This is a genomic window from Roseobacter sp. S87 (assembly GCF_055693285.1).
The window spans coordinates 1,956,749-1,972,181 of sequence record NZ_JBVFTR010000004.1; the positions used below are offsets into that span (position 1 = coordinate 1,956,749).

18 protein-coding genes are annotated in these 15,433 nt (G+C 60.2%); 5 read left to right on the plus strand and 13 right to left on the minus strand.

What is annotated here, in order from left to right; translation table 11 throughout:
• Positions 1 to 8 precede the first annotated feature (8 nt).
• The 5 genes from ACZ1HA_RS10630 to ACZ1HA_RS10650 all read right to left on the minus strand — a co-directional run bounded on the left by ACZ1HA_RS10630 (position 9) and on the right by ACZ1HA_RS10650 (position 4,992).
• The gene (locus tag ACZ1HA_RS10630) at positions 9 to 2,891 is read right to left on the minus strand and encodes a formate dehydrogenase subunit alpha (RefSeq protein WP_472713836.1); all 2,883 of its coding nucleotides are present in this window, start codon (positions 2,889 to 2,891) and stop codon (positions 9 to 11) included.
• 97 nt (positions 2,892 to 2,988) lie between these two features.
• On the minus strand, positions 2,989 to 3,180 hold the full coding sequence (locus tag ACZ1HA_RS10635; protein ID WP_375230554.1) for a twin-arginine translocation pathway signal protein: 192 nt from the start codon (positions 3,178 to 3,180) through the stop codon (positions 2,989 to 2,991).
• Between the two features lie 53 nt (positions 3,181 to 3,233).
• The gene (locus ACZ1HA_RS10640; protein ID WP_472713837.1) at positions 3,234 to 3,842 is read right to left on the minus strand and encodes a TorD/DmsD family molecular chaperone; all 609 of its coding nucleotides are present in this window, start codon (positions 3,840 to 3,842) and stop codon (positions 3,234 to 3,236) included.
• Positions 3,839 to 4,453, minus strand: a complete 615-nt coding sequence (locus tag ACZ1HA_RS10645) for a DUF3306 domain-containing protein (protein WP_472713838.1) — start codon at positions 4,451 to 4,453, stop codon at positions 3,839 to 3,841. The genes ACZ1HA_RS10640 and ACZ1HA_RS10645 overlap by 4 nt, the downstream gene beginning before the upstream one ends.
• Positions 4,450 to 4,992, minus strand: coding sequence for a DUF3305 domain-containing protein (locus tag ACZ1HA_RS10650; protein ID WP_472715321.1), 543 nt, complete (start codon positions 4,990 to 4,992; stop codon positions 4,450 to 4,452). The genes ACZ1HA_RS10645 and ACZ1HA_RS10650 overlap by 4 nt, the downstream gene beginning before the upstream one ends.
• A 367-nt stretch (positions 4,993 to 5,359) precedes the next feature.
• On the opposite strand from ACZ1HA_RS10650, the gene ACZ1HA_RS10655 reads away from it, so the two are divergent.
• Positions 5,360 to 7,312 (plus strand): 4Fe-4S binding protein, encoded by a 1,953-nt coding sequence (locus ACZ1HA_RS10655; RefSeq protein ID WP_472713839.1) that lies wholly within the window; start codon positions 5,360 to 5,362, stop codon positions 7,310 to 7,312.
• On the opposite strand, the gene ACZ1HA_RS10660 is transcribed toward ACZ1HA_RS10655, so the two are convergent.
• Positions 7,306 to 8,040 (minus strand): hypothetical protein, encoded by a 735-nt coding sequence (locus ACZ1HA_RS10660; protein WP_472713840.1) that lies wholly within the window; start codon positions 8,038 to 8,040, stop codon positions 7,306 to 7,308. The genes ACZ1HA_RS10655 and ACZ1HA_RS10660 overlap by 7 nt on opposite strands.
• Positions 8,041 to 8,134: 94 nt before the next feature.
• Here ACZ1HA_RS10660 and ACZ1HA_RS10665 point away from each other — a divergent pair, with 94 nt between their 5' ends.
• The 4 genes from ACZ1HA_RS10665 to ACZ1HA_RS10680 are packed head-to-tail and all read left to right on the plus strand — an operon-like array spanning position 8,135 to position 10,592.
• Complete coding sequence (locus ACZ1HA_RS10665) at positions 8,135 to 8,332, plus strand: DUF6494 family protein (protein WP_375230550.1); 198 nt, start codon at positions 8,135 to 8,137, stop codon at positions 8,330 to 8,332.
• Positions 8,333 to 9,400, plus strand: a complete 1,068-nt coding sequence (locus ACZ1HA_RS10670; protein WP_472713841.1) for an Mrp/NBP35 family ATP-binding protein — start codon at positions 8,333 to 8,335, stop codon at positions 9,398 to 9,400. It abuts the gene before it with no gap.
• Positions 9,397 to 10,101: a biotin/lipoate--protein ligase family protein gene (locus tag ACZ1HA_RS10675; RefSeq protein ID WP_472713842.1), complete on the plus strand. Its 705-nt coding sequence runs from the start codon at positions 9,397 to 9,399 to the stop codon at positions 10,099 to 10,101. The genes ACZ1HA_RS10670 and ACZ1HA_RS10675 overlap by 4 nt, the downstream gene beginning before the upstream one ends.
• Positions 10,098 to 10,592, plus strand: coding sequence for a DUF6505 family protein (locus tag ACZ1HA_RS10680; RefSeq protein WP_472713843.1), 495 nt, complete (start codon positions 10,098 to 10,100; stop codon positions 10,590 to 10,592). The genes ACZ1HA_RS10675 and ACZ1HA_RS10680 overlap by 4 nt, the downstream gene beginning before the upstream one ends.
• A 3-nt stretch (positions 10,593 to 10,595) precedes the next feature.
• On the opposite strand, the gene ACZ1HA_RS10685 is transcribed toward ACZ1HA_RS10680, so the two are convergent.
• The 7 genes from ACZ1HA_RS10685 to ACZ1HA_RS10715 form a co-directional block, all read right to left on the minus strand.
• The gene (locus ACZ1HA_RS10685; RefSeq protein WP_472713844.1) at positions 10,596 to 11,402 is read right to left on the minus strand and encodes an ABC transporter substrate-binding protein; all 807 of its coding nucleotides are present in this window, start codon (positions 11,400 to 11,402) and stop codon (positions 10,596 to 10,598) included.
• On the minus strand, positions 11,399 to 12,115 hold the full coding sequence (locus tag ACZ1HA_RS10690) for an ABC transporter ATP-binding protein (protein WP_472715322.1): 717 nt from the start codon (positions 12,113 to 12,115) through the stop codon (positions 11,399 to 11,401). The genes ACZ1HA_RS10685 and ACZ1HA_RS10690 overlap by 4 nt, the downstream gene beginning before the upstream one ends.
• On the minus strand, positions 12,109 to 12,813 hold the full coding sequence (locus ACZ1HA_RS10695) for an ABC transporter permease (protein ID WP_472713845.1): 705 nt from the start codon (positions 12,811 to 12,813) through the stop codon (positions 12,109 to 12,111). Before ACZ1HA_RS10695 ends, ACZ1HA_RS10690 begins: the two co-directional genes overlap by 7 nt.
• Positions 12,814 to 12,927: 114 nt before the next feature.
• The gene (locus ACZ1HA_RS10700; protein WP_472713846.1) at positions 12,928 to 13,092 is read right to left on the minus strand and encodes a hypothetical protein; all 165 of its coding nucleotides are present in this window, start codon (positions 13,090 to 13,092) and stop codon (positions 12,928 to 12,930) included.
• 108 nt (positions 13,093 to 13,200) lie between these two features.
• A complete protein-coding gene (locus ACZ1HA_RS10705) occupies positions 13,201 to 13,962 on the minus strand; it encodes a hypothetical protein (RefSeq protein ID WP_472713847.1) in 762 nt (253 codons plus the stop codon).
• Positions 13,959 to 15,029: a Rieske 2Fe-2S domain-containing protein gene (locus tag ACZ1HA_RS10710; protein WP_472713848.1), complete on the minus strand. Its 1,071-nt coding sequence runs from the start codon at positions 15,027 to 15,029 to the stop codon at positions 13,959 to 13,961. Before ACZ1HA_RS10710 ends, ACZ1HA_RS10705 begins: the two co-directional genes overlap by 4 nt.
• Entirely contained in the window at positions 15,026 to 15,403 is a 378-nt protein-coding gene (locus ACZ1HA_RS10715; protein ID WP_472713849.1) for a hypothetical protein, read from the minus strand. Before ACZ1HA_RS10715 ends, ACZ1HA_RS10710 begins: the two co-directional genes overlap by 4 nt.
• Positions 15,404 to 15,433 lie beyond the last annotated feature (30 nt).

Sequence of the window (15,433 nt, forward strand, 5' to 3'; positions counted from 1 at the left end):
GTCCTCCCTTATGCTGCCCAGATTTTGCAGAGAGTGGCTTTCGTCTCCTGCATCTGGGTTACGCTGTCATAGCCATAGGTCTGTGCGGTGTTGGTCGATTCACCCAGAACGTATGGATCGGCACCTTCCGGATACTTGCTCCGCAGGTCCTCTCCTTCGAGGTGTCCACCGAAGTGGAAGGGCATAAAGGCAACGCCCGATGCGACCCGTTCGGTGACCATGGCCATAACCTTGACCTTGCCGCCTTCGGGACCTTCGACCCAGACCTGTTCGCCATCACGGATACCAAGGTTGTTGGCATCACGCGGGTTCACTTCGACAAACATGTCCTGCTGCAGTTCCGCAAGCCACGGGTTGGACCGTGTCTCGTCACCACCACCTTCATATTCGACCAACCGGCCAGAGGTCAGCACGATCGGATAATCCGCGGAGAAGTCGTTTTCCTGGATCGACTTGTACATTGTCGGCAGGCGCCAGAACTTCTTGTCCTCGTAGGTCGGATAGTCGGCCACAAGGTCGCGGCGGTTGGTGTAGAGCGGTTCGCGGTGCACCGGCACCGGATCCGGGAAGGTCCAGACGACCGCGCGGGCTTTTGCGTTCCCGAAGGGCGCACAGCCATGCTTGATCGCTACCCGCTGGATGCCGCCCGAGAGGTCGGTTTTCCAGTTGGTTTTTGGTCCCGCAACCGCATCAATCGCGGCGCGCTCTTCTGCGGTCAGGTCACCGTCCCATCCAAGGTCCATCAGCATCTGCATGGTGAACTCAGGATAGCCGTCCTGGATTTCCGCACCCGGGTTGGACACGCCTTCTGCAAGAAGGTTGTCCCCGTCCCGTTCGACGCCGAAGCGCGCCCGGAAGGCCAGGCCGCCCTCTGCCACCGGCAGGGACATGTCATAGAGGTTCGGTGTCCCGGGGTGGTTCATCTCTGCGGTGCCCCAGCTCGGCCATGGCAGACCATAATAGTCACCGTCTGCCGGTCCACCGATGGCGCGCAGCGACGTGCGGTCAAAGGTGTGCTGGTTTTCCATGTGCATCCGCAGACGCTCAGGCGACTGACCGGTATAGCCGATGGTCCACATACCGCGGTTGAATTCGCGGGTGATGTCCTCGATCAGAGGTTCCTCACCGTTGACTGCGATATTCCGGAACATCTTGTCCGCAAAGCCGAACTTGGTGGCGAACTTGTGCATGATCGTGTGATCCGGCAGCGATTCAAAGAGCGGCTCAACCACCTTCTCACGCCACTGCAGCGACCGGTTGGATGCCGTCACAGAGCCATAGGTTTCGAACTGCGTACAGGCGGGCAGCAGATAGACACCGTCCTCGCGGTCATGCAGCACCGCAGAAACCGTGGGATACGGGTCAACAACGACCAGCATATCCAGCTTCTCCATCGCGGTCTTCATTTCCTTCATGCGGGTCTGCGAGTTCGGCGCATGCCCCCAGAAGACCATGGCACGGGTGTTGTCCGGCTGGTCCATGTTCTCCGCATCCTCAAGCACGCCGTCAATCCAGCGCGACACGGGGATACCCGTCTGGTTCATCATCTTCTTGTCGCCGAATTCAGCGTCCGAGAAGCGACCCTTGAGCCAGTCGAGGTCTTCTTCCCAGACACGTGCCCAGTGCGCCCAGGAACCGTCAGACAGACCATAGTAGCCCGGCAGCGTGTTCGCCAGAACACCGAGGTCCGTCGCGCCCTGCACGTTATCGTGGCCACGGAAGATGTTGGTGCCACCACCTGCGGTGCCCATGTTGCCAAGGGCCAGCTGCAGAACACAGTAAGCACGGGTGTTGTTGTTCCCGTTGGTGTGCTGCGTGCCGCCCATACACCAGATCACGGTCCCGGGTCGGTTGTTTGCGAGGGTCCGCGCAACGCGCTTGAGCTGGCTGCCGGGTGTGCCGGTGACGCGCTCGACCTCTTCAGGTGTCCATTTGGCCACTTCTTCCTTGATCTGGTCCATGCCCCAGACACGGGTCCGGATGAACTCCTGGTCTTCCCAGCCATTCTCAAAGATGTGGTAGAGAATACCCCAGATCAGGGCCACGTCTGTCCCCGGACGGAACCGGACATATTCGTCAGCATGTGCCGCCGTACGCGTAAAGCGCGGGTCACAGACAATGAACGGCGCATTGTTCTGCTCTTTGGCACGCAGCATGTGCAACAGCGACACCGGGTGTGCTTCTGCCGGGTTGCCGCCGATCAGGAAGATCGCCTTGGAATTGTGGATATCGTTGTAGCTGTTGGTCATGGCGCCGTAGCCCCATGTGTTCGCCACACCGGCCACTGTCGTGGAGTGACAGATCCGCGCCTGGTGATCCACGTTATTAGTGCCCCAGTATGCCGCGAACTTGCGGAACAGGTAAGCCTGTTCGTTGTTCGACTTGGCCGAGCCGAGCCAGTAGACAGAATCCGGTCCGCTTTCGTCACGGATTTTCATCATCCCGTCGCCGATCTCATTGATCGCCTGATCCCATGAGATACGGACCCATTCGCCGTTCTCTTTCTTCATGGGGTACTTCAGGCGGCGCTCGCCGTGGGCGTGCTCGCGTACAGCCGCGCCTTTGGCACAGTGAGCGCCAAGGTTGAACGGACTGTCCCAGCCGGGCTCCTGCCCTGTCCAGACACCGCTCGCAACTTCTGCAACGACGGTACATCCCACCGAGCAGTGCGTGCAGACAGATTTGATTGTCTCAACGGCACCGTTCACGGCTGTCGCAGCAGACGCCTGCGTGACGGTTCCGCCGGTTGCCGCTACGGCTGCCAGCCCGCCAATGGCGAGACCTGATCCGCGCAGAAATGCGCGCCGGTCCACTGATGTGGATGCTGCCTGCGCCAGGATGTTTGTCCGTCCTGCCCGCTGACCGACCGAATTGGTCTTTTTCCTTAACATTTTTTCCTCCCTTGCTGCCCCTCTGAGGTGGCTCGGTTATTTGAATTTCTGAGCGTCAGGCTCTGGCGCTGTAAGGCACCGCCTGGCCGCCACCTCTTCAGAAGCGTGTGCTTTCCAGATATGCGCGCGTGTGCGCTGTATCCTGCATCTTGTCCGAGGACAGATCGACAGGTGCCGCCTCAGCAGCCGTGCCGCCTGCAGCAACAGCGGCCACTGCAGCAGGTGCTGCCGTTCCCGCAAATTTCAGAAAATCCCGGCGACTTGCCCCGTCCTTCGTTTTCTCAGTCATGTCTTTCCTCCTCATAGTCTGTAGTGGACGGCGTCCCGCCCGGTCTGCGCAGATCAGTCTGCTGTCATTCGGAATGCTTCGCGTTCGATGGCCATGAATTCACGGCCCACCGCCCCGACCGAAGCGTAGAAAACGGATGTTTTGGCCCCCTCAAGGTCCGTATAGAAATGCGAGGCCCAGGGGGCGATGTGGTTGTTGAAGAACGTGCGCTGTTTCTCAAGCGTGGCCGGTACACCGAAACGGCCCACAATCATGCCCGCCATCATCTCCATCAGCGACGCCATGCTGTCCTCGGGCTCAAACACATTCTCGGCCCGCGTCATCTGGTGCGCGGCCATGTCCTGCCGCAGACGTGCTAGCGGCTTTTCATTCAGAAAGCCCGTCAGATAGTAGCTGGCATAAGGCAACAGTTCACCCCGTCCCAGCCCGATGAAAAGCGCATTGAACTCACGCTCTACTGCTTTGGGTTTGCTGGCTTTCGCCACGCGCGCAAGGCCGCTTACCGCCTCGCCCAGCGCACTTTCGTCACCGCTGAGGCTGGCCGTCTGGTCCAGCGTTCCCTGATCAGCAGGACGGGCCAGCAAAAGCCCCATGAAATTGTAAAGATCCGCTCTCAGGCGGTCTTCGGGGGCGACATCGATTGTCTGTGCCTCAGCACTCATGCGCCAGTCTCCTCAAACCTGAACGCCATGCGGCGCCGCGGTGCAACCGCAGCGAGGGGTGTCTCTTCTGCGGGCTCCGTTTCTGCCGGCTGTGTCTCTTCAGCGGCCTGATGCTCTGCGTCATCTGCTGCCGGTGATACTTCGGCAACATCATCCTCCGCTGCTTCAACCGCATCATCTGCTGCAATCTGCGCTTCGGCCTTGGCTTCTTTCTGGCGCTCCATCTCTTCGACATGCGCCATCATGCCTTTACCCACCTGGTAGGCCGTCTTCACGACCTGACCTGACATTCCGATGGTGTAGTCGTCATCGTATTCATTCAGCCCGTCAACGCAGGCCAGGACCGGATTACTGCGCCAAAGACGACGCAGCGCTATTTTCCGGAACCGTTCGGGCACTTCGCGGGACATGAAAACAGAGAAGTCATCGCCGTCCTGCAAGGTTGACGGATCGGGCAGGTTCAGTTCCGTCAGAAGTGTCGCATCATCCTGTTCTGCATACGCCGCTTCGCGCGCCTGTGTATCTTCTGCTTCGGCCGCACGACGGTCGGCCTGCGCCTCTGCCTCAACACCGGCGCGCCGACGCGCCCAGAAAGACCCGGCAGCGCTCATTCAGAAACCTCCGACGGCGCGCGGGATGGAGCGCGGTAAACATCAGTGGGCTGCGCAATACGCGGATCACCGATGCCATTCTGAACTCTGTCGGTACGTGCCTTGTTGCGGCGGCGTTTTACGAACGGCTCCTCAACATGATGCCTGTGCACAAATTCTGCCACCCACTGCAGCAGAGCCGGCGGCATCGGCACTTTCTCAACAAGCTCCTCGCCTGAATCGCAGTAGTCCTGAGCCTCGTAAGGTGAGACCGTGACATGTACCAGATCAAGTGGCGCATCGGTTTCATGCTCGGGGTGCCGCAGTACAACGTAGACAGATGGCGTCTGGGTGCTCAGTTCATGCGCATAGGCTTCGGTGTCGGAGACATACAGCGATATATCCAGCGTACCCGCATGGAACTCGGTGATATCACCTTCCTCGCGGATTTCGCGCCACGAAGCCGGTCCCGCGCCCGGCAGCACGGCCGTCGCTTTCCACGCCCACTTCGCCCAGCGGGTAACACCCGGCGAACGGCGCATGACAATACCCACCGGCATTGTCTGAGACTGTTGTATGGCTACACCCAAGTCGGTTCCCTGTGACGTGGCTGATCATTGTTTTCATCAGACTATCAAAACATCGCTGTTATCCCAGAAAAAACTGCATACAACCGCGCACAAACAGCTGAGGCGCGCCGGTGAACCGGCGCCCGGGGCAGCAAGGCCTATGTTTGCAAGGGAAAACGAGACGTTTCACAGAGCGAAACACGTTTGGAATTATTCTGCACTTCCGGAAAAAACCTGCACTTTTTCGCGTCTGTCAGGGCCGAATCCTGTTTACCTCCGGAGCCAGACCTGAATAGCTGTAGGCCGCTGCTGTTTCGCCGGAACGGATCGTTGCGCGACGCAGCAAAAGGGAGAGGACATGACCAGCAAACTGATCCTGTGCGACTGCCTCGGCAGCCAGTCTCCGGACGCGGATAAAATATCAGCCGCGACCGGTCTGGACTGTGCCGGCACGCTGACCGATGCCTGCGGTGCGCAGGTCGAACAGACAGCCCGGCTGATGCAGGATGGTGATGTCATGATCGCCTGCCAGCAGATGGCGGGTCTTTTTACAGACCTTGCCGCGGAGATCAGCGCTGAAACGCCGGCTTTCGTTGACATCCGTGACCGCTCCGGCTGGAGCGATGATGCGGGCCGGGAAAACCCCAAGACGGCCGCTCTTGTAGCGGAAGCCCTGTTGGCGAGCCCTGCCGAAAAGAGCATTGATATCGTCTCCGAGGGCGTCTGCCTGATCACCGGCCCGGCGGAAACGGCGCTTGCTGCGGCAAAAGAGCTGAGCGCCAGCCTGTCGGTCACCGTTTTGCTGGACGCCCCCCAACCCGTTGATCACGGTCAGGCTTATGACGCCGTCGTGGGGACCATTTCCCGCGCCTCGGGCGCATTGGGAAATTTCAGCCTGCGCATTGACGGGTTCCGCCAGATGGTACAGGGCGGCCGTGGTGAGGCCCGCTGGAGTGAGGCGCGCGATGGCGCGATGACGGAATGCGATATTCTCCTGGATCTGAGTGGTGATGCACCGCGTTTCAGCGCCCATGAGAAACGCGACGGTTACTTGCGGGCGGACCCGCGCAATCCGTCCGAGGTGGCCCGTGTCCTCGCAGAGGCTGCACAACTGACCGGCACATTTGAAAAGCCTCTTTATGTGCGCCTCGAAGAAAGCCTTTGCGCTCATTCACGCGCAGAGAAACCGGCCTGTTCAAAGTGTCTGAACGTCTGTCCAACCGGTGCCATTACTTCCGCGGGGGAGCATGTAGCCATTGATCCGCTGATCTGCGCGGGATGCGGGGCCTGTTCGGCGCTCTGCCCCTCAGGTGCAATCAGCTATGACGCGCCGCCGGTCGCGACTGTTTATACGCGGCTGAACACGCTGGCGTCCACTTTCCGCAATAGTGGTGGTACCGCCCCAGGGCTGCTTGTGCACGACAGCTACGGCGCCGAGATGATCTCGCTGGCAGCAAGATACGGGCGGGGGCTGCCCGCCGACGTCATTCCGTTTGAAACCGACGCGCTGGCGGGTTTCGGTCACGCGGAAATGCTGGCTGCGCTGGCCTGCGGTTTCGGGTCCGTCAGCATCCTGGCCACACCACGCTCCGACCGCGATGTTCTGGCTTCTGAAACTGAGCTGGCCAACGCAATCGCGGGGAAACCGGGTGTCATACTGCTGGACCTCAACGACCCCGACGCCCTGTCAGAAGCGCTCTATTCCGCCGGTTCACAGGATGCGCTGCAGGACCCGGTTCTGCCGATTGGCACCCGCCGCCAGGTCACGCGCCTCGCAGCCCGCGCCCTGCAGCCGGATGCGGAAACGGTTCCGCTGCCGGAGGCCGCACCTTACGGCGCCGTCCTCGTGGATACGGATGCCTGCACGCTCTGTCTTGCCTGTGTCTCCCTGTGCCCCTCCGGCGCACTTGGCGACAATGCGGACCTGCCGCAGCTGCGTTTTCAGGAAGACGCCTGTCTGCAGTGTGGTCTGTGCAGCAATGTCTGCCCGGAAAAGGCCATCACTCTCGAGCCGCGCCTGAACCTGACGGATGACGCCTTTACCCAGCAGGTGCTGCATGAAGAAGAGCCCTTTGCCTGTGTGGAATGCGGCACGCTGTTCGGCACGAAATCCACCGTTGAAAGAATAATGGAAAAGCTGGCAGGCAATCATCACATGTTTGCCACGTCAGATGCCGCCCGCATGATCCAGATGTGTGACAACTGCCGCATCCAGGCGCAGTACCACTCGGAAAATAACCCGTTCTCGGGGGGCGAGAAGCCGCGCGTCAGAACAACCGAAGACTACCTGAGCAAGCGCAGGGATCACTGAAGTTGCAGCGGCGCACCCAGATCGGCCGGGGTCACGCCCGACACATAGGCCAGAATGGCCTGCAGATCGTCCACGGTCAGCTCAACGGGCACGATGGGCGACGGCAGACTGGGGTCAAAGGGATCGGTGACGCCCTCAATCTGGGTGAAACTCGGATGCGGGTTGAGCAGATGAAAATTGGCAAACCGCCGGTCCCAGTCACCAAATCCCCGCAGCACGCGGAAAGACGGTGTGGATCCCATGCCGTTCATCCTGTTGCTCTCATTGATCACATGACAACGCCCGCACAGAGCAAGCGACAGGGTCTCGCCCTTGCTGATGTCCCCGTCAAAGGAGACATCCACCTCGACACGGGCCGCCGTGAGTTCGGCAGAATAGGCGGTTCCGTCCTCTGCGGTAAAGCTTTCAATGGTACGCTTGCCCACATCAGACTGCAGCCACTCCAGAAACCGCACAGCACGCGGGTCACCGTTGTGCTCCAGCCCCCAGCGCTGCGACGGGCCCTGGAAAACCGCCGTACCGGCATCGGTGAACTGCATGTCAGACGGCTGCCCCTCGCCTACCCGCTCGATACGCACAGACGTCTTGAGCGAAAAGCGCGGTACGATGTATTGCGCGAGCCCCGAGGCCTCCAGCGCGCCCGGGACGGCAAGTTTCAGGTCTTCGGCATGACCAACGGCCGGCCCAAGGCCCAAAGCGCAGAAAAAAGCTCCGAGAAATCTCCGCATATCGCGCCTCCTCCGCACATAGTGTTGCATTCAGCCTAGGCGCGCGTTTTATCCACCGTCAAGTTTTCATACCGATCCCGGAAAGGACCATACCATGTCAGATGACCTTAACATGTCGATGCGCAAATTCCTCAAACAGGTCGGTGTGACCTCTCAGCAGGCCATCGAAGAGGCGATGCGGAATGCTGGTGACACGACCGGCAAGACCTTTGAAGCGCGCGTCGTGCTGACCATCGACGGGCTGGACATGGAACACGTCGTGACCGGGCAGATTTCGGGTGGGCAGAGCTGAATGTCTGTCACACGTGACGCGGTTCTGGCCGCACTGAAAGAGATCAGCGATCCGGTCAGCGGCTCCGACATGATGTCCGCAGGCCTTGTGAAGGCGCTGACTGTCGGGGACGACGGCGCTGTGCGTTTTGTGATGGAAGTGCCGCCCTCGCAGGCGGAAATCTACGGCAAGGTGCGTGATGCCGCTGAGGCGGCGGTCAAAGCGCTTGGCGCGGAAAACGTTTCTGTGGTGATGACGGCACACAGCAGCCCAGCAGCACCACCCGACCTGAAGCCGCAGCGCGCGGCAGAGCCCTCCGGTCCACAGAAAGTACCTGGCGTTGACCGGATCATCGCCGTCGCATCCGGCAAGGGTGGTGTGGGCAAATCCACCGTATCGTCCAATCTTGCCTGCGCGCTTGCGGCAGAGGGCCGGCGCGTCGGGCTTCTGGACGCTGATGTCTACGGTCCGTCGCAACCACGGATGCTGGGGGTTTCGGGGCGACCGGCGTCACCTGATGGCAAAACCATTCTGCCGATGCGGAACTTCGGTGTAACCATGATGTCCATCGGTTTGATGACCAATGACGACCAGGCAACCGTCTGGCGCGGCCCGATGCTGATGGGTGCTCTGCAGCAGATGATGAACCAGGTCCAGTGGGGTGCACTTGACGTGCTGATCGTTGATCTGCCTCCGGGCACCGGTGACGTTCAGATGACGCTGACCCAGAAATTCCAGGTGGATGGGGCTGTGGTGGTCTCAACCCCGCAGGATGTGGCGCTGCTCGATGCGCGCAAGGGCATTGATATGTTCAATCAGCTGGGCACACCGATCCTGGGCATGATCGAAAATATGTCGACGCATATCTGTTCAAACTGCGGGCATGAAGAGCATGTGTTCGGGCATGGCGGCGTTGCTGCAGAAGCTGAAAAGCTGGGCGTGCCTCTGATGGCTGAAATCCCGCTGCATCTCGACATCAGACTGGCAGCGGATGGTGGCGCGCCGATTGTCGTGTCGAAACCGGACAGCCCTCAGGCCGGTGTTTTCCGGACCGTCGCAAAACAGCTGATCGCTGACGGCAAGGCATGAGCGGGCCGCAGTTCCCTCCCCTGTTCACCGGGATGGCCACCGCCGGTGCTGACCCGGTCACGGCGGCCTGTACCGAGGCGCGCAACGGCTGTGATGCGGGACTGGTGACCTATGACATCACCGCAGAAAGGCTGCGGGCGGCCATTGTTTTTGCGCCGGAGGTCGCACTGGCCGAAGCTCTGATCATGCTGCCGGTGTGTGGTATCGGGTTCCAGAATGCCCTCGGTGCCCTCGCCCCGCCGGAAGTCAGTGTTCATCTCGAATGGGCGGGCGGCATTCGCCTGAACGGGGCCGCGGCAGGCAGCATTTCGTGCACCGCTGGCGGGACTGACCCCAAGGCTGAACCGGACTGGCTGGTGATCGGGCTCGACGTCGCACTGGCAGATGGCACGCAGGAAACAGGCGAAACGCCCGATGTCACAACACTTTATGCAGAAGGGTGCTCTGAGGTCGATCCCGGGGACCTGCTGGAGGCATGGGTACGCCATTCGCTTGTCTGGCTGAACCGCTGGACAGACGAAGGGCTGCGGCCACTGCACCGCGAGTGGGAAGGTCTTGCATCCGGCCTGAAAGAAGAGGTCACCCAATCCGGTTATACCGGCACATTTATCGGCGTTGACGAAACCTTTGGAATGCTGTTGCAGCATGATGGTCAGACGCGCATCATACCCCTGACAGACACCTTACAGGACGCCCCATGAAACTCGCCCGCGCCATTCACTTCGACGACAGCGACACACGTGTTTTTCACAGCCCGGCACGCACAGGCGAATGGTGTATTTCGGGCGGGTTCGAATTTTCGAACTGGTCAGAGGGTGATCTTGTCGGCAAGGCAAAACAGGCCTTTACCAACGGCTGGATGGGGGTGGAAACCTTCGGGCGCACCAGTTTTGTGGCGGTCACCCAGGTCGAGCAGAACGAGATTGATGCGCTGGCCCATGCACTGGCCGGGCATTTTGTGAGCATCTATGGCGCGCCCTCACAGGAAGCCGCCCTGCCGGTTGCACATGAAGAACTGCGGCAGATGCTGGAGCTGTGCGAGGACTTCGCCCCCAACACGCTGCTGACCGTGACCCGCGAACTGACCGACGCCGGGGTACGCGAATCCTACGGCATGATCGAACCGCAGGATGCAGGTATCGAACAGTTTGCCGTGCACGGCTCGCTCGACGACGAGCCCCACCAGCACTGATCGTCAGTCTGTCGTGGCGTTGAAAATGAACAGCGTCTCGCCGTTGATCGCATAGCTGTTGATCAGGTCACGCGCCCGCTCACCCGTCAGCCAATCTTCAAGCCGCAGCGCCAGATCATGCCGCACGTGCCCATGAAGCTCAGGATTCACCGGCAAAAAAGCGTATTGATTGAACAGAACCGGATCACCTGAATAAAGCAGCGCCAGTTCCCCCTTGTTGCCGAAATTCAGCCAGCTGGCGCGGTCCGCGAGGATGTAGGCATTGAGCCCGGACGCCGTATTCAGGCTGGCCCCCATGCCGGCCCCAACCTGACGGTACCAGCCTCCGAACGTACCAGCGTCAAAACCCGCGGCCTTCCAGAGCGAGAGCTCTTTCTTATGTGTACCACTGTCGTCGCCGCGGCTCACGAACGCAGGCTCTTCTGCTCCGATCTTTTTCAGCGCTTCAGCAGCTGACGCAGCGCCTCCCACAGCAGCCGGATCAGCCACCGGGCCAATGAAGACAAAATCGTTGTACATGATTTCACGCCGGTGCGTGCCGTAACCGCCTTCGACAAAAGCCTCTTCGGCTGCGCGGGAATGCACAAGGATTGCATCCACGTCCCCTGCCTCTCCAAGGCGCAGCGCCTGCCCCGTGCCGACCACCAGCAACTGAACGTCTATGCCTGTGTCTTCGCGGATCGCGGGCAAAAGGACATCCGACAGACCAGAGTTCTCAAATGAGGTTGTGACAGCCAGTTTCATCTCTTCGGCCTGCGCTGCCACAGTCATCAGCACAGCGGCAAGTGTCGCAAGAGTTCGCCCGGTCATGTCACAATATCTCCTCTCAGAAAGGCGCGCAGCGCTTCGGTCTGTGGTGTTTCAAAAAATGCCGGCGCAGTGCCTGCTTCATGTACCTGCCCATGCAGCATAAAGACCGCATCATGTGCAAGGCGACGCGCCTGTCCCAGATCATGCGTGGTCATCACAATCCGCGTGCCGGCATCCAGTGCGGCCTGCAACAGGGTTTCAATCGCCCGTGTCGATGCGCCATCAAGATTGGCACAGGGTTCATCCAGAAACAGCACCTGCGGGTCACGGATCAGCGCGCGGGCCAGCGCTAGACGCTGTTTTTCCCCGCCCGACAACCGGGTCGCCTGCAGTTTCAGCCTGTCCTGCAGACCGATCCGTTCGGCCCACAGCGCAACGGCTGCATCAATCTCCGCACGCGGCCTGCGCAGCAGCTGCAGCGGATACCGCAGATTATCAGCCACCGGGCGGCGCAGCATGATCGGCGTCTGAAACACATAAGCCTGATGATGCTGGGCTTCTTCTTCCGGCACGCTCCAGCGGACCGCACCTTCGCTCAGGCGCTCCACCCCATGCATGACCCGCAGCAGCGTGGTCTTGCCGCTGCCATTTGGACCGCAGATGATCGTCAGTCCGTCACAGCCCAGCGTGTGGTCAACCGGCCCGATGAGACGTTTGCCCCGCCGGCGCACCGAGACATTTTCGAGGGTCAAAGGCAGGATTGAGGTCACCAGCGTCCCTCCCGCTCTGTCCGTGACAGCCAGTGGATCGCGATATTAACGCCGATGGCCAGAGCAATCAGGACAAATCCCAAGGCCAGCGCCAGTGCAAAATCACCCTTGCCGGTTTCCAGTGCGATGGCGGTTGTCAGCACACGGGTGGCGTTGTCGATATTTCCGCCGACGATCATGATTGCGCCAACCTCACCAATCGCACGGCCAAATCCCGCAAGAGAGGCGGTCAGCAGGTTGCGGCGTCCGTCCCAGATGAGCGTCATGATCCGCTGACGGCCTCTGGTGTTCAGCGATATCAGCAGATCATGGTATTCCGCCCAAAGTTCCCGCATTGCCTGGTGCGTGATGGACGCAATCAACGGTGTGATAATGATGACCTGTGCGATGATCATCGCTGTTGGTGTGAACAGCAGACCCAGAACACCGAAAGGGCCCGAACGCGACAACAGGATATAGACGATCAGACCCACGACCACCGGCGGCAGGCCCATCAGCGCGTTCAGCAACGAGATCGTCAGCCTGCGAAAGCGAAAGCGGCGGATGGCCAGAAGTGTGCCCAGTGGCAGCGCAATGGAAGAGGCGATGACAAGTGCCGTGAGACTGACCTGGAGCGAGCGCAGGCTGATCTCGATCAGGTCTGCATCCAGGGTCACCACCAGCCAGAAAGCGGACGCGAGACCTTCGAAGATGTCGTTCATATGTCAGGTCAGTCCACGGGCCCGGCGTTGCGAAATCAGTCCTGAATGAGTAGGCCAATCCGGGCGCATCCGCAATGTGTGACGGCCACGTACGGGCGCATCACCGGGCATCTGTCAGCTGCCGCCTTTGTCCCCGCGCGATGGCAGTTTGTCCCAGAGTTTCTGCAGCAGACTGAGCACCACAAAAACGCCGACCGCCCAGATCAGCAGCTCATAGGGAGCCGCATCCGTACCGCGGAGCCAGCGCGCCAGCAGCCCCCTGCGGTCGCAGTTCCTCAATTCCAAAAAGTCCCGAGCGCGGCCAGAGAGACCAGGTCCAGAAACGCGACAGATACACCAGAACGGCAGTGACAAAGAACATGAACAGCAGGATCAGAAACCGTCGGATCATCTCACGACCTCCACCGTTTCCGGGTCCATGCGCAGCACCAGCAGATCTCCCCGTCGCTCCACCTCACCCTCAAGCGAAATGAACTGTGCGACGTGGTGATAGGCGCTCTCGGGCAGCGCTGTGCCATCCGGGCCGGTGATCAGCAGATACTCGTGCCCCTCGACCGGCTGTGTGGTCACAAACACTGGTGGAATGTCGCCCAGCAGACAGAGATTTGCGCAGGCTTTATGGGCAAGCCCCCGCCCCGGACGCATCGCGCCTGCAAGGCATTTACCGTCGCAGATTTCGCCGGCAAGTCGCCAGCGGCCCAGCTGCTCGGTCGCCATTTCGGGTGCCTCGCCTTCGACGCCAGCCACACCGTTGCGGCCACCGCGCAACTGCATCATCTCCAGATCACCTCGGTCCAGAATAACGCCCGATACCTGAACCAGCTGACCGTCAAGCGGCGCAGTGCGTGATATCACACTGTTCTTGCCCTGTCCCGACAGCATCAGCGTTTGACCAACGGCAACCCGCTCACTGCCTTCTGTGACGCGCACCACCGGATAAGGCGTCATTTCCAGAACGCCTTTTACAGTTTGCCGGCCATAGTCGAACCGGAACGCACCATCGCCCGGATCATCCTGGGCCACACCCAGCGCCAGACCAAGACCGCCCAGTCCGGAAACGAATACCACACAGATCACCAGCAAAAACATCCGCAGGCCGCGCGGCGCTGAAAGGTATCCAACGAAGAAGGGGCTGTTTTTGTCGCTCATGCCGGGAGATCCTGAGTGCTCATGCCAGGTACCGGAACCGGCTCGACGTATGTGCCCGGTGGGTTTGCTGCCGGATCGACCTGGACGCGTGTGCCGTCAAGCCGCAGGTTATAGGTGGGCACTTTTTCCGTGAACGGTGCCGGCGACCGCCCCGAGGTCACGTCATACTGAAACCCATGCCAGGGACAGGTCACCAGACAGTCGATAATGCGGCCTTCACCCAGCGGCCCGTTCTGGTGCGCACAGGCGTTTGAAATCGCGCTCAGCGTGCCACTGTTCAGGTAGACGGCAACACGGTCCCCTTCGGGCAGCAACCGGATCTTTGCAAACCCGTCCGACATCTCGGAAACATCGCAGATGTCGATCCAGTCCGCCGCGGTGGCAACCGTGGCCGCATCTGCGCGCCGTTCCTGCAGTGCGGCCATAAGATGCAGCACGCCGACCAGCACCGCACCACCGATGAAAATCACCGTCAAGGCGTGGTTCTGCTGATCCTGCAGGATCCCGAGAGACACATGTGCGACGACAGACAGATAGGCGGGATAGATGAGATAGTGGATCCGTTTCCAGACAGGCGGCGTCAGGAACTTCATCCAGAAATCATGACTGGTAGCCGCAAGGATCACCAGCACGAGCAACGCAAAAATCCCGAAGGCCTCGAACGGAAAACCGGCCAGCTGGCTGTAGGACGTATTCGCAAACAACAGTGCTTCGAACTTGTCCGAGCTCGAAAAAGCAAAGTACCAGTTCAGGATATAAGAGGCATGTGTGAGTGCCACGAAGACAGTCATCACGCCGAAATGCCGGCGGTTGTAAAGCAGCGGCAGAAACCGTTTATCAAGCCGCGCAAGCGGCCCGATACACAGGATCACGGTCAGCATCACAAAGGCACAGGCACCAAAGGCACGTGCGTTGTGAACCTGTGGATTGATCGGACGTTCATGGCTCAGAATGCCCGGAGCCGCATAAAGAAACACGTAGAGAAACAGAGCAACTCCCACGAGCATCACAGCATCGTAGATGTATTTGTTATTGTTCCACTGAACGGGTGTGTATTTGACGCTCACTGGCTGACCTCATCGGATGCAGACAACTGAACCGGTGCAATATCCGCAGGCCACGTCTGGCGCAGTGACAGACCCACCAGGATGATCAGCGCAATACCTGCGGGCAGGATCATACCCACCGCAAAATGCGCCCTGCGGGGTGGGTCATACCGCCTGCCCCAGACCTCGCGGCCGCTTTCGTAAACATACCACCGCCACAGCACGAGTGGCCAGATGACAAGAACACCGGGGATCAGCAGCGGCCGGAAGATATAGGCCCCCTGCGCATCCTCATCGATGCGGTCCATGCCGATGGTCAGAAATACAGCAGCCACCGCCGCTCCGATCATGGCCCAGACGCGCAGGCCCATCAAAATCGCTTCGGCTTCGTTCATCGGTCTCCCCGGTGTTGCGTATTGGTTTCT

What these genes read in the sequence shown, in the direction of transcription:
- ACZ1HA_RS10630 (WP_472713836.1), bottom strand. Translation starts at nt 2,891, where the DNA reads ATGTTAAGGAAAAAGACCAATTCGGTCGGTCAGCGGGCAGGACGGACA.
- ACZ1HA_RS10645 (WP_472713838.1), bottom strand. Translation starts at nt 4,453, where the DNA reads ATGAGCGCTGCCGGGTCTTTCTGGGCGCGTCGGCGCGCCGGTGTTGAG.
- ACZ1HA_RS10635 (WP_375230554.1), bottom strand. Translation starts at nt 3,180, where the DNA reads ATGACTGAGAAAACGAAGGACGGGGCAAGTCGCCGGGATTTTCTGAAA.
- ACZ1HA_RS10695 (WP_472713845.1), bottom strand. Translation starts at nt 12,813, where the DNA reads ATGAACGACATCTTCGAAGGTCTCGCGTCCGCTTTCTGGCTGGTGGTG.
- ACZ1HA_RS10670 (WP_472713841.1), top strand. Translation starts at nt 8,333, where the DNA reads ATGTCTGTCACACGTGACGCGGTTCTGGCCGCACTGAAAGAGATCAGC.
- ACZ1HA_RS10685 (WP_472713844.1), bottom strand. Translation starts at nt 11,402, where the DNA reads ATGACCGGGCGAACTCTTGCGACACTTGCCGCTGTGCTGATGACTGTG.
- ACZ1HA_RS10650 (WP_472715321.1), bottom strand. Translation starts at nt 4,992, where the DNA reads ATGCCGGTGGGTATTGTCATGCGCCGTTCGCCGGGTGTTACCCGCTGG.
- ACZ1HA_RS10665 (WP_375230550.1), top strand. Translation starts at nt 8,135, where the DNA reads ATGTCAGATGACCTTAACATGTCGATGCGCAAATTCCTCAAACAGGTC.
- ACZ1HA_RS10675 (WP_472713842.1), top strand. Translation starts at nt 9,397, where the DNA reads ATGAGCGGGCCGCAGTTCCCTCCCCTGTTCACCGGGATGGCCACCGCC.
- ACZ1HA_RS10660 (WP_472713840.1), bottom strand. Translation starts at nt 8,040, where the DNA reads ATGCGGAGATTTCTCGGAGCTTTTTTCTGCGCTTTGGGCCTTGGGCCG.
- ACZ1HA_RS10655 (WP_472713839.1), top strand. Translation starts at nt 5,360, where the DNA reads ATGACCAGCAAACTGATCCTGTGCGACTGCCTCGGCAGCCAGTCTCCG.
- ACZ1HA_RS10640 (WP_472713837.1), bottom strand. Translation starts at nt 3,842, where the DNA reads ATGAGTGCTGAGGCACAGACAATCGATGTCGCCCCCGAAGACCGCCTG.
- ACZ1HA_RS10705 (WP_472713847.1), bottom strand. Translation starts at nt 13,962, where the DNA reads ATGAGCGACAAAAACAGCCCCTTCTTCGTTGGATACCTTTCAGCGCCG.
- ACZ1HA_RS10715 (WP_472713849.1), bottom strand. Translation starts at nt 15,403, where the DNA reads ATGAACGAAGCCGAAGCGATTTTGATGGGCCTGCGCGTCTGGGCCATG.
- ACZ1HA_RS10680 (WP_472713843.1), top strand. Translation starts at nt 10,098, where the DNA reads ATGAAACTCGCCCGCGCCATTCACTTCGACGACAGCGACACACGTGTT.